General features: G+C 59.4%; 22 protein-coding genes. 9 read left to right on the top strand and 13 right to left on the bottom strand.

The features are described from left to right. Positions 1–20: 20 nt before the first annotated feature. The 9 genes from AC1DUR_RS24640 to AC1DUR_RS24600 form a co-directional block, all read right to left on the bottom strand. Complete coding sequence (locus AC1DUR_RS24640) at positions 21–494, bottom strand: hypothetical protein (protein ID WP_477717551.1); 474 nt, start codon at positions 492–494, stop codon at positions 21–23. A gap of 296 nt (positions 495–790) precedes the next feature. Further along, complete coding sequence (locus AC1DUR_RS24635; RefSeq protein WP_477717550.1) at positions 791–1861, bottom strand: Gfo/Idh/MocA family protein; 1071 nt, start codon at positions 1859–1861, stop codon at positions 791–793. Positions 1862–1869: 8 nt separating this feature from the next. Further along, a complete protein-coding gene (locus AC1DUR_RS24630) occupies positions 1870–2676 on the bottom strand; it encodes an SDR family NAD(P)-dependent oxidoreductase (RefSeq protein ID WP_477717549.1) in 807 nt (268 codons plus the stop codon). A 61-nt stretch (positions 2677–2737) separates the two neighbouring features. Further along, positions 2738–3817, bottom strand: a complete 1080-nt coding sequence (locus AC1DUR_RS24625) for an aldo/keto reductase (RefSeq protein ID WP_477717548.1) — start codon at positions 3815–3817, stop codon at positions 2738–2740. Between the two features lie 21 nt (positions 3818–3838). After that, positions 3839–4876 (bottom strand): Gfo/Idh/MocA family protein, encoded by a 1038-nt coding sequence (locus AC1DUR_RS24620; RefSeq protein WP_477717547.1) that lies wholly within the window; start codon positions 4874–4876, stop codon positions 3839–3841. 106 nt (positions 4877–4982) lie between these two features. Next, positions 4983–5807: a shikimate dehydrogenase family protein gene (locus AC1DUR_RS24615; protein WP_477717546.1), complete on the bottom strand. Its 825-nt coding sequence runs from the start codon at positions 5805–5807 to the stop codon at positions 4983–4985. Continuing rightward, a complete protein-coding gene (locus tag AC1DUR_RS24610; protein ID WP_477717545.1) occupies positions 5807–7135 on the bottom strand; it encodes an ABC transporter substrate-binding protein in 1329 nt (442 codons plus the stop codon). Before AC1DUR_RS24610 ends, AC1DUR_RS24615 begins: the two co-directional genes overlap by 1 nt. A gap of 50 nt (positions 7136–7185) precedes the next feature. Continuing rightward, positions 7186–8019, bottom strand: a complete 834-nt coding sequence (locus AC1DUR_RS24605; protein ID WP_477717544.1) for a carbohydrate ABC transporter permease — start codon at positions 8017–8019, stop codon at positions 7186–7188. A gap of 5 nt (positions 8020–8024) precedes the next feature. Then, the gene (locus AC1DUR_RS24600) at positions 8025–8936 is read right to left on the bottom strand and encodes a carbohydrate ABC transporter permease (RefSeq protein ID WP_477717543.1); all 912 of its coding nucleotides are present in this window, start codon (positions 8934–8936) and stop codon (positions 8025–8027) included. Between the two features lie 129 nt (positions 8937–9065). Between AC1DUR_RS24600 and AC1DUR_RS24595 the strand changes: the two genes are divergently transcribed. From AC1DUR_RS24595 to AC1DUR_RS24570, 6 genes are all read left to right on the top strand, one after another. Then, entirely contained in the window at positions 9066–9884 is an 819-nt protein-coding gene (locus tag AC1DUR_RS24595; protein WP_477717542.1) for an IclR family transcriptional regulator, read from the top strand. 212 nt (positions 9885–10096) lie between these two features. Then, positions 10097–10774, top strand: coding sequence for a hypothetical protein (locus tag AC1DUR_RS24590; protein WP_477717541.1), 678 nt, complete (start codon positions 10097–10099; stop codon positions 10772–10774). A gap of 97 nt (positions 10775–10871) precedes the next feature. Further along, complete coding sequence (locus AC1DUR_RS24585) at positions 10872–11933, top strand: ABC transporter ATP-binding protein (protein WP_477717540.1); 1062 nt, start codon at positions 10872–10874, stop codon at positions 11931–11933. A gap of 17 nt (positions 11934–11950) precedes the next feature. Further along, a complete protein-coding gene (locus AC1DUR_RS24580; RefSeq protein WP_477717539.1) occupies positions 11951–12523 on the top strand; it encodes a DUF6537 domain-containing protein in 573 nt (190 codons plus the stop codon). Positions 12524–12706: 183 nt separating this feature from the next. Further along, positions 12707–13477 (top strand): hypothetical protein, encoded by a 771-nt coding sequence (locus tag AC1DUR_RS24575; RefSeq protein ID WP_477717538.1) that lies wholly within the window; start codon positions 12707–12709, stop codon positions 13475–13477. A 41-nt stretch (positions 13478–13518) separates the two neighbouring features. Beyond that, positions 13519–14409 (top strand): fumarylacetoacetate hydrolase family protein, encoded by an 891-nt coding sequence (locus AC1DUR_RS24570; RefSeq protein ID WP_477717537.1) that lies wholly within the window; start codon positions 13519–13521, stop codon positions 14407–14409. Positions 14410–14523: 114 nt separating this feature from the next. Here the strand turns inward: AC1DUR_RS24570 and AC1DUR_RS24565 are convergent, their stop codons facing one another. Both AC1DUR_RS24565 and AC1DUR_RS24560 read right to left on the bottom strand, forming a co-directional pair. Continuing rightward, complete coding sequence (locus tag AC1DUR_RS24565) at positions 14524–15186, bottom strand: tripartite tricarboxylate transporter substrate-binding protein (RefSeq protein ID WP_477717775.1); 663 nt, start codon at positions 15184–15186, stop codon at positions 14524–14526. Positions 15187–15330: 144 nt separating this feature from the next. Further along, the gene (locus AC1DUR_RS24560; protein ID WP_477717774.1) at positions 15331–15888 is read right to left on the bottom strand and encodes a TetR/AcrR family transcriptional regulator; all 558 of its coding nucleotides are present in this window, start codon (positions 15886–15888) and stop codon (positions 15331–15333) included. A gap of 503 nt (positions 15889–16391) precedes the next feature. Between AC1DUR_RS24560 and AC1DUR_RS24555 the strand changes: the two genes are divergently transcribed. After that, positions 16392–17096 (top strand): glutathione S-transferase family protein, encoded by a 705-nt coding sequence (locus AC1DUR_RS24555; protein WP_477717536.1) that lies wholly within the window; start codon positions 16392–16394, stop codon positions 17094–17096. A gap of 617 nt (positions 17097–17713) precedes the next feature. Here AC1DUR_RS24555 and glmS read toward each other — a convergent pair. Continuing rightward, a complete protein-coding gene (gene glmS / locus AC1DUR_RS24550) occupies positions 17714–19564 on the bottom strand; it encodes a glutamine--fructose-6-phosphate transaminase (isomerizing) (protein ID WP_477717535.1) in 1851 nt (616 codons plus the stop codon). Positions 19565–19699: 135 nt separating this feature from the next. On the opposite strand from glmS, the gene AC1DUR_RS24545 reads away from it, so the two are divergent. Beyond that, a complete protein-coding gene (locus tag AC1DUR_RS24545; protein ID WP_477717534.1) occupies positions 19700–20227 on the top strand; it encodes an Lrp/AsnC family transcriptional regulator in 528 nt (175 codons plus the stop codon). 15 nt (positions 20228–20242) lie between these two features. On the opposite strand, the gene AC1DUR_RS24540 is transcribed toward AC1DUR_RS24545, so the two are convergent. Beyond that, entirely contained in the window at positions 20243–21112 is an 870-nt protein-coding gene (locus tag AC1DUR_RS24540) for a LysR family transcriptional regulator (protein WP_477717533.1), read from the bottom strand. Between the two features lie 111 nt (positions 21113–21223). Between AC1DUR_RS24540 and AC1DUR_RS24535 the strand changes: the two genes are divergently transcribed. Further along, positions 21224–22201 (top strand): DMT family transporter, encoded by a 978-nt coding sequence (locus AC1DUR_RS24535; protein ID WP_477717532.1) that lies wholly within the window; start codon positions 21224–21226, stop codon positions 22199–22201. Positions 22202–22576: the final 375 nt, after the last annotated feature.

Here is a 22576-nt window from a genome sequence, read left to right as displayed (position 1 = left end):
GGACAATAACTTGGACTGGTTTATGCCGTAAATCCAAGACTCTCTCGGTATTCGATGGGGCTACCCGCCATGTTTGCAGACGATGGCGTCACAACGATGATGACCGAATCCTGGAAATCAGATCCCAGCAGATCCTGCAGTTCTTTTTGGTAGTCCTTAAGCCGGCCTTCTGGTGCGTATCCGGAGTGAATGACCGAAAGCCCGAAAATCGCAAAGGACGCGCTGGCTTGGGTCACCAGCAGATCACCGAATCCTGGAAACCCTGTATCGCCCAAGTACGCCCTGGGATTGTTTAATAAAGATGGGTACCCTACATACCGCGATTCTTTGAAGTGGAAATTCTTTTCTTCATACAGAAAGATCACCTTTTTAATTTTCTCGGTGGCAGAGAAAGTTTGCACTGATTGCAGTGTCGGCTCACCGGCAAACCCGCAAAGAGCAAACAACAGCAGAACAACGCCGATAAGGCACTTAGTGAATTTGGCAAAGGTCATACAAGTCTTCGTTCAAAAAAGGACTTCCCAAGATTTGGTAAACAGTCCGGGCCTATTATTGAAATTCCCACGAAAACGGTCGCTCGGCCTCTCACATTTACAAGCGTGTTTACGACTTTAATAACCTGTTTACGACTTTAATTGCGCGGAATAATAAGCGCTATTCCGCGCAATTAAAGTCGTAAACATGGGCCTAGTATCCATGCCCCTTCCGAGTGTTCCGATTTCGCAACAGTCACACTTAAAGTCGTAAACAGCTTTAGACCTGAGGGTTGAGGTCAAGTGTGCAAGCCCGCTCAGTGTTTGCCGGGAGAGTCGCGTAAGCTCACCGACCTTCTGGTGTCGGCCGCTATCTGCACTGCGCAAGTTACTTCAAGCGTCCGCAATCCGTCGCGACCGGTACACAGAGGAACCTCAATTCCCTCAACCACTGCACGGAAGTGACGTAACTGTTCCATATAAGGGTCGACTCGATGAAGCGCCATGCGCTCTTGCGTCAAAGGGTCCTGCCAACCGCGCGCGCCTTCGTAACGCCAGATGTCGAGCCGCGGAAGCGCTAGCGAACCATGTGTGCCACTAATGTAATAAGAGTTGACGTCCTGCTGGACGAAGTAGTCCGACTCCCCAGCGGCAAGGTCCCAGTTCCACGGTGATACCGCCGCATCTGACACGCTCATCGCTGCGATAACGCCGTTGGCGAAAGTGAGCATTACGGCGGCCGTGTCTTCAACCTCGAATCCGCGCACCTGATTTGACATGGTCGCCTGCACACTCACCACGTCACCGAGCAGGAAGCGGAGGACGTCGATGTCGTGAACCAGATTTATCAGCACCGGCCCGCCACCAGCCTCGCGGCGCCACTCAGGCTCGAAGTAGCTATCTGGCTTGAACCATACGGCCATGGCAGTGGCGGATACCAGGCGGCCGAGCACACCGTTCGCAATCAGTTCGCGCGCCCGTTTCAGAATCGGATTGTGCCGGCGCTGGTGACCGACAAGAAGCGGTATTCCGAGCTGCTCTCCTCGCTCACATAGTCGTTGGGCCTGCTCTACGCTTTCGGCCACCGGCTTTTCCATCAACACGGGTACGCCAGCGTCAAAACATGCAATGCCGATGTCAGCGTGGGTCGCATTTGGGGTGGCCACAATGGCTCCGCCGATGCGGCATTTAGCCAGCATCTCATGATGGTCGGGATAGCACGGTATGTTCAGCGACAAGCCATAAGCGCGCGCCTCGGGTGTTGGATCGACAATTGCTGCGACTTGCACTGCATCGTGCCGCAGTGCGCGCTCCACATGCTTGCGTCCGATGGCGCCGGCGCCGATTACCGCGATTGGAAGCTTTGCGCTCGGTGGGAACGAAGTCATCACACTTCCTAATGATTTGTCGACCCGGACGACGACGCAGCCTCCTTGCGGCGGGCTATTCCGGGAATGCGGTCCAGGACCGAAAGCGTCAGCCCCCCATCCACCATGATGTTTTCGCCGGTAATGTATCGATTGTCCGGATCTATCAGGAAATCGACTGTGCGAGCAACGTCGCTTGGGGCCCCGATCCGCTTTAAGGGAACGATAGCCTCACGCTGCCGCGTGATAGCCATGTCTTCATAAATTGATCGAGTCATCGGCGTCATGATCATTCCGGGAGAAACACTGTTGACGCGAATGCCGTGTTCTCCCCACTCGAGCGCCATCTGCTTGCAGAGCATGATGAGGGCCGCCTTAGCCGCGCTGTACGCGCCGGTCTGCCGGTGCGGATGAACGCCAGATTGCGATGCGATGCCGACAAAGGCGCCTTGTGACGCCTTGAGGTGCGGGAAACCCGCTTTGGCGAAAAGCCAACTTGCGCGGCATGTCAGCGCAAACATGTCTTCCCAAACCTCAAGCGACATGTCCTCCAGCGAGGTCGGATCAACGGCCCCCGCGTTGGAAACGATTGCATCGAGCCCCTTGAACCTTTCAGCGGCGGTGTTAACGAAGCGTTCAGGTACTGCGGGATCTCGAAGATCGCCCTCCAGAATGAGTACATCGCAACCTTCATGTCGTAGCTCTTCGGCGAGTGTTTCTATCGGCTCGCGAATTTTTCGTACGCACATTGCGATCGCCGACTCAGGCCTCCTGGCAATTTGCTGGCAGATTGCGCCACCAATGCCCTCGCTTACTCCAGTCACAAGAACTCGCATTCAGATTCCTCGTTGTTGCACTATGACGTTTCAAAGTAGGTCGCCGCCCCGCTGGCGGGGTCTATGCAGCCTTGCCCGAATTGGTTCCACCATGGCGACGCACCTCTGGCTCCAGCCAGGGCGAGACGTAGCCGCGATCCGCCTCCTCAATCAGGGCACCAGGAGGGATGAGCGCATCGATCTGGTCGAGGATCGACGCATCAAGTTCCGTGTCGAAGCCAGCTTTCATCCCATTGAATTGCTCGATCGTACGAGGGCCCACGATCACAGACGTCACTGCTGCGTGTGCCAGTGGAAACGCCTGTGCCATGTGCATGAGAGACAGACCTGCTTGCCGGGCGATTGATTCGAGTTCGGGTAGCAATTCAAGCTTGCGGCGATTGCCCGGTCGCTCCATGTCGAAGCGGGATTGCAGAATGGGGTAGTGCTTTCCCCACTGACCTTTGACACGGTCCGCCCGGGACCCGGTCAGGGCCGTGCCGCCGGCGCTGTACTTTCCGGTCAGCCATCCACCATTCAAGGGGCTCCAGGCGGTGAACCCCATCCGGTAGTGTTGAACGGCCGGCAATGTCTCTCGCTCAACGGCACGCTGGAAAAGAGAGTACGGCGAGGTCTCGTTGACAAAACGCGACAGCTTGCTTAACCGACTGACCGATTGTGCTTCTGCGAGATACCAGCTGGGAAGCGTCGAGCATCCGAGGTACCGGACCTTGCCCTGCGTCACCAGATCGCTGAGTGCGCCAAGTGTCTCCTCAAGATCGGTGTGCAGATCCGGGCGATGCATTTGATACAAGTCGATATGGTCGGTCTTGAGCCGCCGCAGGCTGTTTTCGACCTGCTTCATGATCCAGTAGCGCGACCCACCCTGGTCGTTTCGACCCTCGCCCGCCGACAGTCTGAATTTGGTCGCGAGGACAACTTTGTCGCGGCGACCGGCGAGTGCTTTGCCGACTATGTCCTCCGCTTCACCGTGAGAGTACGTGTCGGCGGTGTCGATGAAATTGATTCCGCTGTCGAGCGCACCATGAACAATGCTGATGCATTCGCGCTCATCGGTGTTCCCGTCGGCGCCGAAACTCATGGTTCCAAGCATGTATTCGCTGACCTGAACGCCCGTCCGACCGAGATAGCGATATCTCATGAGTGAGATCTCCTGGTTAGTTCACCGACGGGCGCCAGAGGTTGCAATAAGCGGCACAAGGGTTTGCGGTGCCCCGTTTTGCTTGGCCGAGGCGTATGCCGCGTCCATGACTTGCATCACAGCTTCGGCATCTCGCAATGAGGCAATTGGTTTGGCTCCCGTGCGACATTCAGAAAGAACCTGCTTCACGAACAGTGGGTAGTACACGTCAGTTTCGAGCCGGAGGCGCAGGCTCCGGGTACCTCCGCTGATATCTTTCCGATCCCGAATCTCAATCCGGTCTGGGCCGGATTTCGCATACATGCGGTCGGATGAAAACGTGAATGAAAATTCACGCTGCTCGTCAGCAGTGCTGGGAAAGCTATATCCCGTTTCTACAAGCCCGGTAACGCCATCTTCCGTTTGCATTGTGAGCAGGGAATAGTCCTCGACATCACCATGATGGGTTCGGGAATTCATGATGGCGGAGACTCGAACGACGTCCTTACCCGTTATCAATCTGAAGAAATCAATGAAATGAGTGGCGACATTGATAGTCGATCCACCTCCAGAATATTTTGGATCGATTGCCCAACCCGAACCGGAGGAGGTATAACGGTCCGGCCCACCAACTATGAAGCGAACCGACATGTAGTTGAAGGCCGAGGGAATAGTGCCCTCGATTCCTTTGACAGCGCCAAGCAAATCGCTGATGCGGAAAATGAACGGTACAGCGCAATAGACGTTTGCCGCTTCGGCCAATTCACGTAGCCGCGTCACCTGAGACATGTTGATGCCGCAGGGCTTTTCAAGCGCAAACGGAATTCTTCGTGCGATCAGCTCTTCCGCAAGCGCGGGCATTTCAGAGTGCCGACCGAATGCAAAGGCGAAATCGATCGTCTCGCTGTCGAGCAGTTCGCGGCTGGATGCGTAGAACCTGGTCTTGAAACGCGTCGCAATGGCCTGGCCCTTGACGGTGTCCGAATCGGACACTGCCACCACTTCAATACCGTTTGCTTCAAGCGAATCGAGATAGAGCGGGACGTGCCAGTGGTTCGCCTCGAGTATTGCAACTTTCATACATGTTCTCCTGGTACCGAATTCGTGATTCATTCATCCATTCGAACGATCACGATGTGTTTTCATGGCTTAAGGCGTAATGGCTTTAGATGGTGCAGAACGCGGTTCAAGACCTCTGAATTGACCTGCCTTCAGGCACGTAACCGAAGCCCAGGAAGCGCAAGGCGTGCACTGCCTGCCCTTCGTGCATCGGACGTCCGCTTTGGGTACGACACCCCCGTTCACTGGCAGCACGACAAAGGGGTGTAGCTTCAACGGAATTGACGATGTCGACGACGATGCTGCCGGGGGCAAGGCGGGCGGCATCCACGGGCATCGGATCGCCGGGCTTCATCCCCAGCGCTGTGGCATTGATGACGACTTCGAACTCGTGTGGATCTGGCGCGCCGAACTTCGCCGGGCAATCGGTTGCGACGGCGACAGACCTGGCCAGGTCCTCAGCGCGAACCCGGTCAACATCGAAAACGGTGAGGGACCGGGCACCCGCAGACGCGACCGCGAACGCAATGGCCCTGCCTGCTCCTCCGGCGCCGATGAGCAGCACGGATTTGTTTGCGGGATGGAGCCCCTCCCACTCCATACCGAGAACGCAACCCAGGCCGTCAAATATTGCGCCAACCCAGCGACCGTCAGGGTTACAGCGGATAACGTTGATGGCGCCAACTTCACGCGCGGTCGGATGTAGCTCGTCGACATAGTCGAGCATCCTTTGCTTATGAGGCATGGTGACCAGCAAACCGGAGAGATTTCCTACCGTTCGAGCACCCGTGACAAAGGCGGCGAGCTCATCAGCCTTGACGCCAAATGGGACGCAGACCGCATCTGCGCCCTGCTCCGTAAACAGCCGGTTCAATAACTCGGGCGACTTGGCTGTGGTCAGCGGATCGCCAACCAAACCATACAGCCGCGTGGTTCCCGAGATATGGGGCATCACGTCTTGGCGAGCGCGTCTGTGTACCGGGTACGCATCTCCAGCGCCACAGACGCCGGCTGCAGGTCACGCAGGATCATGCGCTGGAAAGCTTCGCCGCAGATCTGGTTGAAGGTGGACTGGATGACTGAATAGTTCACCATCCGGCCGCGTGACTCCACCAGCGCCTTCCAGCCCAACTGGTCTTCGGCTTCCGGCGACTTGAAGTACGCATCCTTGTAGGCGCTGGCGCGGGCTACCACTTCACCGCCGCGCGCGGCGATCGCCTGAGCTGCGGGGCTGGCCATGAACTTGACGAACTCCCACGCGCCGCCCTGGCGTGGCGAATTGCTGTTGATGCACAGCTGAAAACCATACACCGCGTGCTTGTCGTTGGCTGCCACCGATGGCGCTGGCGCCCAGGCCAGGTCGTTGGCCACGGCAGCCTTCAGGCCGCGGTAGCGGAACAGCCCGAAGGTGGCCGAGGCGACGGTGCCCGCGCGCAGCCCGTCCTGCACCTCGTTGTAGGAGAACTGCAAGCTGACCGGCGTTGCAGCCTTCTTCGCGTACAGGTCCTTCACGACGCTGGCGGCCAGCAACAGCCGCTGCTCGCTGAAGCCCATCTCGCGGCCACTCGGCACGAAGAAAGGCTCGCTGTTTCCCGCTACCAGGGAGCTGACCATGAACTCCACCAACGCCTGCGCCCCGCCGATACCGCCGGCTGCACCGACAGGCACGGCGTAGGCCATCTGATTCCCTTTGGTCAGCACCTTCCCGAGTGCGGCAGCCTCCTGGTAAGTACGCGGGGGCGCAACCTTCGCTTCTTCGAACTTGCTCTTGCGGTAGACGAAGATCGGGATGCGAAAGTCCTGCTGAAGGCCCCATAGCTTGCCGTTAAAGCGCGTCTGATCCATGCTGATCAGCCAGTCCTTGGTGTCTACCTTGTCGCGGGCGACCAGCTCGTCGATCGAGAGAATCGAGCCGGTGGATACGTATTCGGGAATCTGGAAATTGGTGACCCGGATGACATCAGGGCTGTCTGCTTTGGAACGCGCTGCGCGAACGCCGTTTTGGCCGGAAGGGTCCACCACCACGCGCACCTTCACGCGCGGCTGGCTGGCCTCGAAGGCCGCGATCATCTGCGTTTGCGCCACTGCGCGCGGATCGTTGAGGTTACCTGGATCGAGGAAGGTGTTGTAGGTCACGGTCTCGGTGGTCTGTGCAAAGGCCCGCCCCCCGGGTACGCCCAGCGCTGCGGCCACTCCGGCCACACCAGCGACAAATGTGCGTCGGCTCGTGCCAGGCGCTGATTGCTGTTCGTTTATGTTCGTGCGTTTCTGCTCAGTCATGTCGTCTCCTAAGTGATCAAGTTATGTGATTCGAATGCTTGGCTTTTTGGTCAGCCCTTAACCGCGCCAGCCGTCAGGCCGCTGATGAACCATCGCTGTGCCAGGATGAATATCGCGACGATGGGGATGGAACAGACTACGGCGAAGGCCATGACGTAAGACCAGGTGATGCCGATGCTGTCGAAGACCTGATTGACCAGAGCAACCTGCAGCGTCCGGTAAGCCACTTCGGGTGCAAATGCCGCCACGGTGATGTAGTCGTTCCATGTGGTGATGACACCAATCACGGCGCTGGCAGCGATGCCCGGCCGAACCAGGGGCAAGATGATTTTGGTGAACGTCTGCCAGTGATTGGCGCCATCAACCTGCGTCGCCTCGTCAAGTTCCCGCGGAACGGCATCCACAAAGTTCTGCATGAACCAGACGGTCTGGGGTACCAGTCGAGCGGCCTGCAGCACGATGATGACCACGGGATTGTTCAACAAGCCCAGTTTGTCCAGCAAATAGTAAGTTGGCACCAGCAAGGCGACGGCAGGGATCATCGACGTCGACAAAATCAGCAGCATCACCGCGCGTTTTCCCCGGAACTCGAAGCGGGACGCGGCGTAGCCCGCGGGCGCGGAAAGCAGCACAGCGAGAGCCACCGCGGCGAGCGAATAGAAGACCGAGTTGAAGAGATCGGAGGCGAAGGTCTGGTTCAGGAACACCGTCTTGTAAGCAGACAGACTCGGGTCAGTGGGCAGGAAGGTGGGCGGGTACGCCATGACGCTGGCCTCACTCTTTAGCGAGGTGAAGACTGCCCAGGATAGTGGAATGAGCACCGTGAGCGCCAAAACGGTCACTACGGTCCAGGAGAGAACTTTTTCCGAACGATGAATGTGCATGATGTTTAGCCCGCGACTCGGCCAGTGAGCCGGGAGTAGAGATAGCCGAGGAAAAGGTTGACGATCAACACCACGACGGAAATGACGGATGAGGGCGACAGATCCACGGAACGAAACGCGCTGGAGAACACTTCGAAACTCCAGGTGGCAGTCGTGCCAATCGGCCCGCCACCCGTCAGCACCAGGATCATCGTGATCAGGGTGAGATAAACGATGCCCAATGTCAGCGCGGTGCTGCCCAGCGTGGGCGCGATGTGCGGCCAGACCGCGTGACGAAGGCGCGCGCGCAAACCGCCACCATCGATGTCAATCGCTTCGTACAACTCTGCCGGGATGCTTTGCAGCGACGCGCTCATCATCACCATCACGTAGGGGAATGACCACCATGCGGTGACCAGGATGACGAGAATGAGTGCCAGCGATGGTTCACCCAGCATAAGTCCGGGCTCGACGCCCAGCGACCGCATCAGATAACTGATGGGCCCGTACGAGGGGTTAAGCAACCATAACCAGAAGCAGCCCACCACACCCATAGACAGCGTCCAAGGGAGCAGGAGCAATGTGCGCACGAGCGCTGCGGAGCTGGCGAGGTTCTGCAGAGCCAGTGCACTGGCCAAACCCATCGGCAGCACCAGGGCCAGCGCCCCGCTGACATATAGAAGCGAGTTGAGGCTGAGTTCAAGGAAAGCGGGCGATGTGAGGACGGTAACGTAGTTCGCCAGACCCACGCCCGCCACCACTTCGTAGAGGCGCGTGCGGTGGACGCTCAACCAGAGGACCATGCCCGTCGGATACAAGGTGACGGCCAACAGCATGGCGACTGCTGGCGCGAACCATAAAAATCCGGCCCAGAAGCCTGGCGGGCGAGGACCAGGTTGCGTCGCGCTTGCGATGTTGCTAGAGGATGTGGTGCTCATGACGGTTTCTTTTCTGGAACAGTGATCCACTTTATTCGCCTCATGAAGGCGAGTCACTGGGGAAAACCCGGTATATCCATGCCTTTCTGAGCGATAAACTGGGACATCGTTCTAGAAAATGGAGTTTTAATGGCTACTGGTGACATGGTTGAGCGCACGCTGGACATCCTCACGCTGCTTGCCGACCACCCCAATGGACTGCCGATCAGCGATATCTCGCGTCGGCTGACCCTGCCCAAGAGCGCGGTGCACAGGCTGCTGACCATCCTGGTTCAGCGCGGGCTGGTCACGCAGGACGAGTACAGCCAGCGCTACCGCATGACAGTGAAGTTAGCCGCGATTGGCTTTCGGTTTCTTGCAGCATCGGGCATTACGGAAATTTGTCAGCCGTCGTTGGATCGATTGGCCGCGCGCACAGGTGAGTTGGTTCGCCTGGCACTCGTGGAAAACGATGCGTTGATCTGGATAGCCAGGGCTCAGGGTTCGATGTCCGGTTTGCGATACGACCCTGATATGGGGCAAACAGTCGTGCTGCACGCCACGGCAACGGGCAAAGCCTGGCTCGCGACCTTGGAGGAAGCGCAGGCCGTGGCACTGGTAAAGACGCGCGGCTTCGTCGTGCCTACCCGATTCGGCCGGCCGGTCGTGCGTGACGAGGCTAGCTTGCTTGCGGAGCTCGCGCTGACGCGCGAGCGCGGCTACGGCACTTCCATCGAGGAAGGGGAGCCAGGCACGTGCGCGGTAAGTTGCGCCATCTTTGACCCGCAAACCCGCCGCGCGATCGGTACGGTCAGCGTAGCAGGTCCCGTGTCCAGGCTCCCGGCAGCGCAGCTTTCCGCTATCGCGCCTGACGTGAAAGCCACGGCGGCGGAAATTGCCGACCTATGGCCCAGCCGCAAGATCATGGAAACGATGGGGCTGGCTCCATCGAAAGCATCAAATGGCTGAAGCAGTCTTTAGCCACGTCGATACCGGTAGGGACTACGCCAATCTCGCTGCCCGCGCTAGCACTGCTTCCCGTATCTTTTTTGGTCGTTCACATACAGGCGTCCATCGTGCACGGCCCGGTGAACGACTGCAGTGTGTTTTCGAAGGGATCGGTAACGTCGCGCTCCACGTGCGCAACACCGGTTTCGCAACAACGTCCAAGGAGAATTTAAATGCTGGCAGGTGAAGGTGCAGTGGCCATCTGGAATGACATCGCCGAGGCCGGCCGCGCAGAGTTTTACGCCTGGCATCTGCACGAGCACATGCCCGAGCGCGTCGGCATTCCCGGCTTTGTGCGGGGGCGCCGCTATCGGGCAGCCGACGAGGCGACGCAGCCAGAGTTCTTTACGCTCTACGAAACATCGACCTTTCAGGTCATCCAGAGCAGCGACTATCTTTCGCGCTTGAACGAACCCACGGCCTGGACGCGTGCGACCACCGCACATTTTCAGACGACCACGCGCTCTCTCACGCGCGTGGTGGCCAGCCACGGCGTGGGCTCGGGTGGCGCGCTGATGACCATGCGATTTGACATCGGAGACGATGCTCAACAGAGTTCGGTATCACTTCTCACGTCGACGCTGGAGGCGGTGGCCCAGATGCCACGCATCAGTGGTGCGCATCTTCTGGGATCGGATGCTGGCGTTTCAAGCCAGTCAACCGCCGAAAGCAAGGGCCGCAAGGACTTGCTGACACCCGCTCGCTGGGTGCTGTTGCTGGAGGGATGCGATGTCCAGGCTTTCGATGCCCCCCTGGAGCTGCTGAAAAAGACCAATGCACTACGGGAGGCTTCGGTCGGCCGCTACCGGCATGAATACACGCGACTCAAGACCGCCTGGCAAGCGGGATGAGCGATCACAACTCCCCGTTAGACCGGAAACATGTGCAGCAGCACGCGGCTGACTTCTCGCGATAACAACTTCACTTTTTGAAAGATGAGACACCAAAATGGCAACAGTTGAAATCCAGGACGTAGCGAAGTCCTTCGGCAGCACGCAGATCATCCGCGGTGTGAGCATAGCCATTCGCGACGGCGAATTCGTCGTGCTGGTCGGCCCCTCAGGCTGTGGCAAGTCCACTCTGCTGCGCATGATCGCAGGTCTCGAAGGGATTGATGGCGGCGAAATCCGCATCGGCGGGCGCCGTATGAATGACTTGCTTCCCAAGGATCGCGACATCGCCATGGTTTTTCAGAACTACGCGCTGTACCCTCACCTCACGGTCGCAGACAACCTCGCGTTCTCGCTGAAATTGCGCCATGCGCCGCAGCAGGAGATCGAGGAGCGCGTGTCTCGGGCAGCAAAGATCCTCGGGCTTGAGCCACTGCTAACCCGGCTACCCAAGCAGCTTTCCGGCGGCCAGCGCCAACGCGTCGCAATGGGCCGTGCCATCGTGCGCGACCCGCAGGTCTTCCTCTTTGACGAACCGCTGTCCAACCTGGACGCCAAGCTGCGCGTTGCAATGCGCGCCGAGATTCGCGAGCTGCACCAGCGCCTGAAGGCGACGACGATCTATGTCACACACGATCAGATCGAGGCCATGACCATGGCGGACAAAATCGTGGCTATGCACGACGGTATCGTGGAACAGGTGGGCACACCGCTCGATTTGTTCGACCGGCCGCGCAACATCTTTGTTGCCGCCTTCATCGGCTCGCCGTCGATGAACCTGGTGCCTGTCAAGGTGAATGGCCAAGGCGTTATAGACAACGCGGGCAACCACTGGAACGTGCCCCACGTGCCCGCCACGAGCGGCCAGGCCCTCACGCTGGGCGTGCGGCCTGAGCACCTGCGGCTGAGTGATGCAGGCGTAGAGGCCCGAGTACTGGTGGTGGAGTCCACCGGCTCGGAGACGCACCTCCTCGTTGACTCAGGCGGCATAAAGCTCACCTGCGTGCTACGAGAACGGGTCAGCGTGCGCCCCGGTGACCACGTGCGCCTGGGTGCGGACAACGCGCATTTGCATCTTTTTCACGGGGACTCGGGTGAACGGCTCGAGACGGTGCACTAAAGACTGCACTCTTCTCAATGTCTCAGTTCACGCCTAGCCTGGAGGCCCTGATTCAGGACCGCACAAAGCGCCTTACTGACTATCAGAACGCGGCCTACGCGCAGCGCTTCGAAGCCTATGTTCGCGAGATTGCGGCTGTTGAAGGGAGTTCAACTGGCGGAGATTGCCTTGCTCGCGAGGTGGCGACCAGTCTTTACAAGCTTATGACCCACAAGGTCGAGTATGAGAACGTTGGTCACCGCGTGCTTTCGCGGACACGTCGGCTTCGGCGCAGCATCTTCGCCATGTTCGAATGTACCGAGAAGCGAAGCGTCGAGAGGGCAGCGATCGGCGAGTACGAGGCCACGATGCGAGACGTCGTCGAGCACCTGACGTCGGAGCGCCTACCAACGGGTCTGCACATTGCGCGCCTCCCCCAGACAGTGCTCGGGTTCGGTCATGTGAAGACCAGGAATGCGGCGGCAGCAAAGGTGCGGCGAGATGCACTGTTGCGAGAGTTCGACACTGGCTTGGTAGCCGAGTCGAAATCCAGACGACGCCAGTTCGAGCGCGCTGTGAGTCATGACATTCCCTGGGTGCACCCAGGGTAACGGATCAAAACACTTTCACTCATCAGAAGTAGACGGACAAATGAACGGTATCCAGATCAAATGTGTCGATGGCCCGAGCGGCGCTTGGACTGTTGCGACGAAATCAGCGCAATCCTTTTCAGTCACGGCGTGCTGCGCAGTTCTGGTGAATGCAGCAGGACAGGTGGGACTGGCGGCACGATCATGAATCCAACCGCTATCGAAACCGCCGCGCGTTACCTGCACGCACTTCAGTCGGCAGGACGCTCTGGCAAAAGGCTGGAAACCAGCATACGACCGGCAACTCCAGAAGACGGCTGGCGCATCCAGCGGCGCATCAGCGAAATGCGCGGCAGTCCGGTAGCGGGCTGGAAATGCGCGCTACCGCCAGCTAATCTCTGGATTGTCGCCGCGCTGCACGACGTGAGGTCATCCGGCGGCGTTGCAACCGCGCCTGCAGGTCCTAAAGGTGCGGCGCGTGTCGAGCCCGAGCTGGCATTCGAGCTCAAGCAAAGCCTGCCGCCACGAGACGCTCCCTACACCCCTGCTGATGTCAATGCCGCCATCGGCGGTGTGCGTCTTGCCGTCGAGGTGCTGGGCTGTCGCTATGCCGATCCCGCGGAGGCGAGCGGCCCTGAACTGATGGCCGACAGCTTGTGGAACCAAAGCGTGGTGCTAGGGCCAAGAGTCAACATCGATCTTGCCCAAGAACCCTTCCCGGGTCCTTTCCAGATTGGGCTCTCCGTGTCGGGCGGTGAGGACGCTAAATATGAAGCCACCCACCCCAATGGTGACCCGCGCTTGCCGCTTTACTGGCTCGCCGAATTTTTGCGAAGCCGAGGCACAGGCCTGGAGGCCGGGCAGGTAGTCATTACCGGCTCGCTGGCGGGCGTGATTGAGCTCCCATTTGAATGCCCGGCCGTGCTGCGCTACGGAGACTTTGGCGAGCTAGCACTGAGCATTGAGCAGCTTTGATAACGCGTTAGACATACAACACATTTTTTAAAAGGACTCCCATGCGTCTCGTTCGATTCGGTCCCCGCGGCTCCGAAAAACCCGGCCTCATCGATACCCAAGGCACTTTGCGCGATTTGTCTTCCGTTGTGAGCGACATTCACGGGCCAACGCTTTCGCACGAAAGCCTTGCAAAGTTGCGCGCCCTGGACACGTCCAGTTTGCCCGCCGTTCCTGCTGATACGCGACTTGGCGCCTGCGTAGGCCAGGTCCCGAACGTCGTCTGCATCGGCCTGAACTACTCCGACCACGCGGCAGAAACCAACACCCCCATTCCCGGACAGCCGATCGTTTTCAACAAGCACACCGGCGCGCTCGCTGGCCCCAACGATCCGGTCATCATCGCGCCGGGCTCAGTCAAGCTTGACTGGGAAGTCGAACTAGCCATCGTGATCGGGCGTCCGGCATGGCATGTCAGTGAAGCAGAAGCGCTGCAATATGTGGCTGGCTACTGCCTGTGCAATGACGTGTCGGAACGCGCGTGGCAAATCGAAATGGAGGGCCAGTGGACCAAAGGCAAAAGCCACCCCGGCTATGCGCCGCTAGGCCCGTGGCTGCTGACGGCTGACGAAGTGCCGGACCCGCAAAACATCGATCTCTGGCTCGACGTGAACGGCACTCGCAGACAGACCGGCAATACACGCACCCAAATTTTCGGCGTCGCCACCATAGTGGCTTACCTCAGTCGCTTTATGGCGCTTCAACCTGGAGACGTGATTCCAACGGGGACGCCTCCAGGTGTAGGCCTCGGCCAAAAGCCGCCAGTGTTCCTGAAGGTCGGCGATGTGATGACCCTGGGCAGCACACTGCTGGGCACGCAACGACAGCAAATCGTTGCCTACGAGGACGCGATGGGCGCTGCCTGGCGCGCGGGTAGACTGCCGGCATTCTGAAGTAAGGTAGGGCCGGCTTGCGATCTTGCGACCTAAGTAGATCGGCCTCAGTGCCGACTGGCGCGACGACCCTAAGCAGCCATGCCGTCGCGCCAGTCGCGAGGAAATCGCGCGTCAGTCCAACTTCACGCCGATAGTTTTGACAAGGTCACGGTTCATGACGGCATCATGGGCAATCACCGTTTTGAAGTCGGTTCTCCCCTTCGGCACCAGGACAATTCCTTGCTTGTACAGTTTTGAGCGCACTTCTTCGGTTGCACAGATCGCGAGCAGCTGTCGCTCAAGGTTCGCAATCTCGGCTTCCGGCATTCCCGCTCTACCAAGCACGCCGATCCAAGCGCTGTACTCGTAGCCCGGAAAACCAGATTCCTCCACCGTCGGAACCTTCGGTAAATCGGGCCAGCGTTCTTTGGCAGTCACCGCAAGTCCGATGAGCTGCCCCCCGGCGACGAAGGGTTGAGCCGCAACAGTGGAGATGACGCCGACCGGTAACTGACCGCCCACCAGATCAGACGTGAGCGGGCCCGAGCCCTTGTACGGAACGTGCTGCATGGAGACCTTGGCGCGGTCCTTCAGCAGCTCGGCCGCGAGATGCGCCGGATGGCCATTGCCGCCGGTTCCGAACGAGATCGAGTTCGGCTTGGCACGGGCCACGCTCAGCATGTCAGCCAATGTCCTGAAATTGGTTGAAGGATGCGCAACGATCACAAATCCCGAAACACCGATCTGCGCGATCGACGCAAAGTCGTCGAGAGCATATCCCGGCTTTTGATACAGGGAAAGGCATTACATGAAGCTTGGGGGTGCGGACAAATACTTGGACTTACGGCATAAACCAGTCCAAGTTATTGTCCGCACCCCCAGTGGGTCAGATTTCGACGGAATTCAACACCTCGTCCTGATATTTACTGAAAATTCGGCCTATGGCTGCGTCGGCAGAAGCCCCACCGCGCGATAGTTGGCTATCAACGCGTCAAAGATCGAGATATCCGAGCGGCTTCTCGCGAAGAGTTGAGCACCGGCGAGGGCGGCGAAGATGGCGCGCGCGCGCTGTTCACTGTCCTCGGGACGGACCAGGCCCGCAGCGGAAAGTGCCTTGCTCAGCCAAGCCACGTTGACATTTGCAAAAACCAGGACCTCCTTCTTCACCGTGTCAGGCAGGTCTTCGGTTTCCGCCCCCATGAAGCTGCTGAGGCACAGTCGGTTGTCGCTTGCTAGCGACCTGCGAAAAATATCGGGGTATTTGCGCACGCAGTCGAGCGGGTCGGGGTTCTCGGCCGAAATGGCCTCCAAGGCAGCCGCTCCGTCCTCCCAATAACGCTTGGCGACGGCTGTACCGAGGTCGGCCTTAGTCGGGAAATGGTAGTGAATACTCGCGGACTTGATGCCCACCTCCTGGGCGAGATCGCGAAAGTTCAGGCCGTTGTAGCCACGAGATTGCGCAGCTCTTCGGGCGGCCGCCAAAATAGCTTCCCGCATGTTCGAGTTCACTTCAATGCCTTTCCTGTCAACTAAGGGGCGTTGACGACAATTCCAATAGTCAGAACTAACCTACCAACTAACTCGTAGGGTCAAGATCGCATTATAGGTCAAGAGCTACCTTGTGATAGGTAGATTGGCGGCTGGAATTTCGCCGCCCGTCGTCTTGATGCCACCAAGCTTGCTGAATTGAATTGGTCAGCAAACGCGAGATCTCGCAGGTCAAAGTCGCGCGGGCGCACCTCAACCGCAGTCTGTGGAAAGCGTCTGCGTTGCGAGTAAACAGCTAGCGGTAGCGATTCGTGGCCGGGGACCAAGGTCGTTGCCCGTCGCTTGCAGGGCTTCATGATTGGCAGCGGCAAGCGTCTTTCTTCTTTACAATTACTTACCTATCAAGTGACAGATAGTTCTTGACGTCGTGCGTGTTGGCCACTATTCTTCATCTATCTACTAATTGGTAGGTAAAAAATGCAAGCATCATTAACCAGCTAGGAACTATTAACATGACGACCAAACTGAACCTCTTTACTTCGCCTTCGGCGTTCCCGAACCCACAGCGCCTGCGCCTGTTCATGCATGAAAAGGGCATCGCCAATCAGTTCGATGAGACCATCTACGATATGGCGCCGGTTGGCGAACAGCGGGGATGGCGCCACTTGAACATGAATCCGTGGGGCGAGACTCCTACTCTCGAGCTGGCCGATGGCAGCTTTATTTCCGAGACGGCCGCAATCGTGCGCTATCTCGACCAGGCCTACCCAGGGCGCAAGATCATGGGCGAGAACGCGCTGGAGCAAGGTCTCGACAACATGTGGGACAACCGCATCTGGGTACACATCCTCTACCGGATCGTCACGGCGTTCCATGTGCTGCATACCGGGCTTGGATTCAAGCTGGAACTGACCAAGAACGAGGCCTGGGGTGAGCACTGCCGCAAGGAAGCGCTGGCGCACGCCGCCCTGGTCAACCGTCATCTGTCCGACGGTCGCCAATGGCTGCTCGGCGGGAGCGAGCCCACCTTCTCGGACATGACGCTGGCAACCGCGATCGCGTTCTCCAAGTTCCCGGTCAACGCCACACCGCTGGACGAGCGTTTCGAGCATCTGGATGCGTACTGGAAGCGCTGGCAGCAACGCCCCAGCTTCCAAGCTGCCTATGCCGACGGCAATAGCGGCGTGCCTGAGCTGGATTATCTGGGAAAAAAGTAAGCGTCTCGGTCTCTTAGCCTCGGTTCCGCCGACTCGTCACCGCCTCGTGACGAGTCGGCGGCCGAGCCTCCTGAGCTTCTCAGCTCCACTGCCAATCGCAGACTCACCGATATCGTGGTGGAAGAAGGCCCGCCCGAGGCCGTGTTGGCGAATCCGCAGCATCCGCGGACCCGGGCGTTTTTGAGTCGCTTCATCGGTGGAATTTGATGTGTGCAGCAGTCGTGGCCGCTCAGATGCAAGTTCCGCTACGGCGACCGGAAGCCCCAACTGCTACCGAAGCAGATTGGTTTCAGCTACTGCTTCAACGGTCAAATCGCGGAACCATTTGTGCGAAGGATCGTTTTGCATGCTGGGGGACCCGAGTACAGCCACTAGGCATGAACTCGATTCAACGAAAAATCCCGCTCAACCTAATAGCGCTACTTCGCTTTTCGGTCGTGGGGAGCCATTGCTAGAAAAAGAGCTCCTTCGAATGTACGTGTTTACGACTTTAGAAATCCGTCTCGAATATCCAACAGCCCGGAAACCCGCATGGATGCTAGAGCCGTGTTTACGACTTTATTAACCTGTTTACGACTTTAATTGCGCGGAATAAGCGCTTGCGCGCACCGTGACCGTCATTCGACGGTCACGCTCTTTGCAAGATTCCTCGGCTTGTCCACATCCGTCCCCCGCGCACACGCCGTGTGATACGCCAGCAGCTGCAGCGGCACCACGTGCAGCAACGGGCTGAGCGCGCCGTAGTGCTCGGGCATGCGGATGACGTGCAGGCCCTCGCCGCTTTCGATGTGGCTGTCGGCATCGGCCAGTACGTAGAGCACGCCGCCGCGGGCGCGGACTTCCTGCATGTTGCTTTTGAGCTTTTCCAGCAGGGCATCGTTGGGCGCGACCGTGACCACGGGCATGGCGCTGGTCACCAGGGCCAGCGGGCCGTGCTTGAGTTCGCCGGCCGGGTAGGCCTCGGCGTGGATGTAGCTGATCTCTTTCAACTTGAGCGCGCCTTCCAGCGCAATCGGGTAGTGCAGGCCACGGCCGAGAAACAGCGCGTTTTCCATCTTGGCGAAATCTTCTGACCAGCTGATGATCTGCGGCTCCAGTGCCAGCACGGCCTGCAAGGCGGCGGGCAGGTGGCGCATGGCCTTGAGGTGTGCCGCTTCGGCTTCCTCACTCAACCGGCCCTTGCTCTGGGCCAGCGCCAGCGTCAGCAGAAACAGGCCGGCGAGCTGGGTGGTGAAGGCCTTGGTGGAAGCCACGCCAATTTCAACACCGGCGCGCGTGATGTAGGCGAGCTTGCATTCGCGCACCATGGCCGAGGTGGCCACGTTGCAGATGGTCAGCGTGTGCTGCATGCCCAGGCTCTGCGCGTGGCGCAGCGCCGCCAGCGTGTCGGCGGTCTCGCCGCTTTGCGTGATGGTGACCACCAGCGACCTGGGGTTGGGCACCGAGGTGCGGTAACGGTACTCGCTGGCCACTTCCACCTGGGTGGGGATGCCGGCGATGGATTCGAGCCAGTACTTGGCCGCGCAGCCGCTGTAGTAGCTGGTGCCGCACGCCAGAATCAGCACCGAGTCGATCTCCTTGAACACGCGGTAAGCCCCATCGCCAAAGAGCTCCGGAACAATGCCGTGCACGCCTTCGAGCGTGCCGGCAATGGCGCGCGGCTGCTCGAAAATCTCCTTCTGCATGTAGTGGCGATACGGCCCCAGCTCTGCGGCGCCACTGTGCGCCTGCACGGTTTTTACCTCTCGCTGCACGGCCTTGCCCTGGCGGTCGAACACCCAGTATTTGCCCAGCTGCATGTCGACCATGTCGCCCTCTTCCAGGTACACGATCTGGTCGGTCACGCCGGCCAATGCCATCGCATCGCTGGCCAGGAAGTTTTCGGAGTTGCCCTTGCCGACGCCAAGAATCAGCGGCGAGCCCGCGCGCGCGCCCACCACGCGGTGCGGCTCGTCCTTGCAGAAGGCGGCAATCGCATAGGCGCCATGCAGCCGGGCCACGGTCGCCTTCAGCGCTTCAAAGAGGTCGCCGTCATACAGGCTGTCCAGCAGGTGCACGATGACTTCGGTATCGGTCTGGCTGTCGAACACGTAACCCTTGGCCTGCAGCGAGGCGCGCAGTTCGTCATGGTTTTCAATGATGCCGTTGTGCACCAGCGCCACCTTGCCGGGACGGCCGGCGGGGTTGGCGCCGTTGCCGTGGCTGAAATGGGGATGGGCGTTGTGCACCGCGGGCGCACCGTGCGTGGCCCAGCGGGTGTGGGCAATGCCTGTGTTGCCCTGGAGGTGATCGTGGTCGACCTGGCTTTGCAGCTCGGCCACGCGCGAGGTGCTGCGCGCGCGCTTCAGGCCATCGGCATACACGGCGATCCCGCAGGAGTCATAACCCCGGTATTCCAGCCGCTGCAGGCCCTGCACCAGGATGGGAACAATATTTCTTGTCGAAACCGACGCAACGATGCCGCACATGGAAGTCTCCTCCTGAAAACAATGTCTCGATGCTACGTGCTTGTTGTTTTCTTATGTGATTGATTTTTATCAGAAAATGGAATTTAATTTCGCAACAGTCATGTATTTAAATTTAATTTCATTTACATTAATTTAATGGAACAAATATCCATTGAAGAAGTAGACCTGAAGCTGCTGGAAAGCCTGCAAACCGATGCATCGCTGAGCAACCAGGCTTTGGCCGAACGCGTTCATATCTCGCCACCCACTTGTTTGCGCCGCGTCAAGCGCTTGCGCGATGCGGGCCTGATCGAGCGGGAAGTGGCCTTGCTCAGCGGCGACAAGCTTGCGGCCCTGCTGGGGCACGGCCTGACCGCCATTGTCGAGATCACACTCGACCGGCAAGGCGCCGAGCATCTGGACGCATTCGAGTTGCGGGTCGCGGCCGATGAGGCCGTGCAGCAGTGCTACCGGGTGTCCCCGGGGCCAGACTTTGTGCTGATGGTGCATGTGGCCGACATGCCCAGCTACCTGGCGCTGGCACAGCGGCTTTTTACCAGCGACGCCAATGTGCGCAACGTCAAGGCCTTCTTCAGCACCAAGCGGGCCAAGTTCGAACCCAAAGTGCTTCTAGCCCAACAACAGCAGGCGCAAAAAGCCATCAAGCAGCTATCAAATAGATAGCGAAATGGCACGATCTCAAGCCTTGCTCTGCGCTTCGGCCAAGTCCCAAAATGCACGTGCCAGCGGCGACAGCCTGGCCGCATCCAGACAGGCAAGCCCGACCGTGCGCGGCTGCGCGGGCAGCAGGGGTCGGTAAACCACGCCTTTGGGTGCGTCAGGCAGCGCCAGGCGGGCCGCCACCGATACCGCCAGACCGCGCTGCACAAACTGCAGGATGGAGATGACCTGCGTGAAGTGATACAGCACCTTGGGCAGTGCGATGTTTTTCTGGAGGATGGGCACGATGACCGGGCCGCAGCCGGCCTCGGTCAGCACGAAGTCCAGGCCGGTGAGCGCGCTGATGGGTACGGCCTTGTGTTTGGCCAGCGGATGCCTTGCCGGCAGGATGGCGACGAACTCATCCTGCACCAGCGGCAGCACTTCAAAACGTTCGTCAGGCACCACAACAAAGCCCAGCTCCACGCGCTTTTGCAGCAGCCAGTCGTCCACCACCTCGTCGCTTTCTTCCTCTATGCGCACCTGCGCACCCGGGTGGCGCTTTTTGAACGCCGCGAGCAGGGGCGGCAACAGGTTCACGGTGGAAGTCGGGCCAAACGAGCCGATGCGCAGTGTGCCGGTTTTCAGCTCCCGGGCATCGCCCAGCTCCTGAGTCATGGTGGCCGCCAGGGCCGTCATCTCGCGGGCACGCAGCAGCAGGCGCTCACCGGCGTCTGTCATGGCCACGCCGGAGGCGTCGCGCAGCGCCAGCTTCACGCCGAACTGCGTCTCCAGTGCGCGCAGGGCGTGGCTGACGGCCGATTGCGTCGTGCCCAGACGCATGGCCGCGCGCGAGAAGCTGCGGCATTCGTCCAGGGTGATCAGTACTTCGAGTTGGGCCAGGGTCATGATTTCATGATGAATGAATGCTCATTTGATAGTGAGCAATTTAACAATTAATCTCATGTATCAATTTACTCCATTCACCCCCTTCACCGCTTTCCACCAACAAGAACCACCATGACGACTGCCACCACCCCACCCGCTGTGGCTTCCACTGCTGCCGCCGTCGCGCAACCTGCCGCCACATACGGCGCGGCGCCTGCCGGCACCAAGCTGCTGGGTATTTACCTCCGTTTGACTTGCGTGCCCATACTTTGGGGCGGGACTTTTATCGCCGGCCGCGTCATCTCGGCCCATCTGCCCCCGGCCACCGCGGGCTTCGTGCGTTTTGTGTTTGCCACCCTGGCCTTGCTGGTGGCGCTGCATTTCACCCAGGGCCTGCGCGCCATGACGCAGGTCACGCGCGGCCAGCTGCTGGGCACCCTGGCGCTCGGCGCCACCGGGATCTTCATCTACAACCTGCTGTTTTTCACTGCGCTGTCGGTGCTGCCGGCAGGCCGCACCTCGCTCCTCATCGCGCTCAACCCGGTGGTGACGCTGCTGCTTGCCGCTGCACTGTTGGGCGACCGGCTCTCGGCAATGCGCTGGCTGGGTGTGGGCCTGGCGCTGCTGGGGGTGTGGGTGGTCGTCACGCGCGGAGACCTCTCGCAAATCATGCAATCGCTGGGCAAGGGCGAGTTGTCGATGTTTGGCGCGGTGTGCGCCTGGGCCGTCTACACCTTGCTGGGCCGCAAACTGCTGCAGAGCTTGTCGCCCCTGCTGGCCACGCTGTGGGCGGCCATCTGGGGCACGCTGTTGTTGGGGCTGCTGGCCTTGCGCGACATCTCCAGCGTGCATGCCGGGTCGTTCACCCCGGAGGTGTGGGCAGGCCTGGTCTTCCTCGGCGTGCTGGGCACGGCGGTGGCTTTTGTCTGGTACTACGAAGGCATACGCCAACTGGGCGCGGCGCGCACCGTGGTGTTCAATAACCTGGTGCCGGTGTTTGGTGTGCTGCTGGGGTGGCTGATTTTGGGGGAGCCTTTGAGTGCCAGCTTGCTGGCCGGTGGGGGGTTGGCTATTTTTGGGGTGTTTTTGGTGAATCGGGTAAAGGAGTGAGTTTGTTGCGGGCTTTTGGTTTGCTCCGGGTTCGCTGCTGAGGGCGGCTGGCCGGGGGTAGCCCGGCGGCTACTCACTTTTCTTTTGCTTCGCCAAAATAAAAGTAAGCAAAAGAAAAGGCGACCCTGCTGTCTGCGTCCCTTCGCTTCGCTGCGGGCAGCCTGCGGTGCTTATATGGACGCCTTCCGTGAGGCAAGTGCTGATTGGAAGTTCTGGCCGGGCGGATTGACTGCTTGCTTATATCCGGCCTTTTCGTTGCAAAGCGGCTTTCAGAACCCTCGCCTTGCTGGCCCCTATGGTGATTCGCGAAGTCGGGGCTTATCTCGGTAAAGGACTTCGCCCCAGGCGTGTCCAAGCACCGCACCAGCTTTACCG

It is taken from the genome of Polaromonas sp. P4_F4 (assembly GCF_056401355.1).
The sequence above is the reverse complement of the archived record's forward strand: the minus strand, read 5'-3'. Positions and strand labels throughout refer to the sequence as shown.

Coding starts and splice junctions, on each gene's coding strand:
- AC1DUR_RS24640 (WP_477717551.1), bottom strand. CDS start 494: ATGACCTTTGCCAAATTCACTAAGTGCCTTATCGGCGTTGTTCTGCTG.
- AC1DUR_RS24635 (WP_477717550.1), bottom strand. CDS start 1,861: ATGACTTCGTTCCCACCGAGCGCAAAGCTTCCAATCGCGGTAATCGGC.
- AC1DUR_RS24630 (WP_477717549.1), bottom strand. CDS start 2,676: ATGCGAGTTCTTGTGACTGGAGTAAGCGAGGGCATTGGTGGCGCAATC.
- AC1DUR_RS24625 (WP_477717548.1), bottom strand. CDS start 3,817: ATGAGATATCGCTATCTCGGTCGGACGGGCGTTCAGGTCAGCGAATAC.
- AC1DUR_RS24620 (WP_477717547.1), bottom strand. CDS start 4,876: ATGAAAGTTGCAATACTCGAGGCGAACCACTGGCACGTCCCGCTCTAT.
- AC1DUR_RS24615 (WP_477717546.1), bottom strand. CDS start 5,807: ATGCCCCATATCTCGGGAACCACGCGGCTGTATGGTTTGGTTGGCGAT.
- AC1DUR_RS24610 (WP_477717545.1), bottom strand. CDS start 7,135: ATGACTGAGCAGAAACGCACGAACATAAACGAACAGCAATCAGCGCCT.
- AC1DUR_RS24605 (WP_477717544.1), bottom strand. CDS start 8,019: ATGCACATTCATCGTTCGGAAAAAGTTCTCTCCTGGACCGTAGTGACC.
- AC1DUR_RS24600 (WP_477717543.1), bottom strand. CDS start 8,936: ATGAGCACCACATCCTCTAGCAACATCGCAAGCGCGACGCAACCTGGT.
- AC1DUR_RS24595 (WP_477717542.1), top strand. CDS start 9,066: ATGGCTACTGGTGACATGGTTGAGCGCACGCTGGACATCCTCACGCTG.
- AC1DUR_RS24590 (WP_477717541.1), top strand. CDS start 10,097: ATGCTGGCAGGTGAAGGTGCAGTGGCCATCTGGAATGACATCGCCGAG.
- AC1DUR_RS24585 (WP_477717540.1), top strand. CDS start 10,872: ATGGCAACAGTTGAAATCCAGGACGTAGCGAAGTCCTTCGGCAGCACG.
- AC1DUR_RS24580 (WP_477717539.1), top strand. CDS start 11,951: ATGTCTCAGTTCACGCCTAGCCTGGAGGCCCTGATTCAGGACCGCACA.
- AC1DUR_RS24575 (WP_477717538.1), top strand. CDS start 12,707: ATGAATCCAACCGCTATCGAAACCGCCGCGCGTTACCTGCACGCACTT.
- AC1DUR_RS24570 (WP_477717537.1), top strand. CDS start 13,519: ATGCGTCTCGTTCGATTCGGTCCCCGCGGCTCCGAAAAACCCGGCCTC.
- AC1DUR_RS24560 (WP_477717774.1), bottom strand. CDS start 15,888: ATGCGGGAAGCTATTTTGGCGGCCGCCCGAAGAGCTGCGCAATCTCGT.
- AC1DUR_RS24555 (WP_477717536.1), top strand. CDS start 16,392: ATGACGACCAAACTGAACCTCTTTACTTCGCCTTCGGCGTTCCCGAAC.
- glmS (WP_477717535.1), bottom strand. CDS start 19,564: ATGTGCGGCATCGTTGCGTCGGTTTCGACAAGAAATATTGTTCCCATC.
- AC1DUR_RS24545 (WP_477717534.1), top strand. CDS start 19,700: ATGGAACAAATATCCATTGAAGAAGTAGACCTGAAGCTGCTGGAAAGC.
- AC1DUR_RS24540 (WP_477717533.1), bottom strand. CDS start 21,112: ATGACCCTGGCCCAACTCGAAGTACTGATCACCCTGGACGAATGCCGC.
- AC1DUR_RS24535 (WP_477717532.1), top strand. CDS start 21,224: ATGACGACTGCCACCACCCCACCCGCTGTGGCTTCCACTGCTGCCGCC.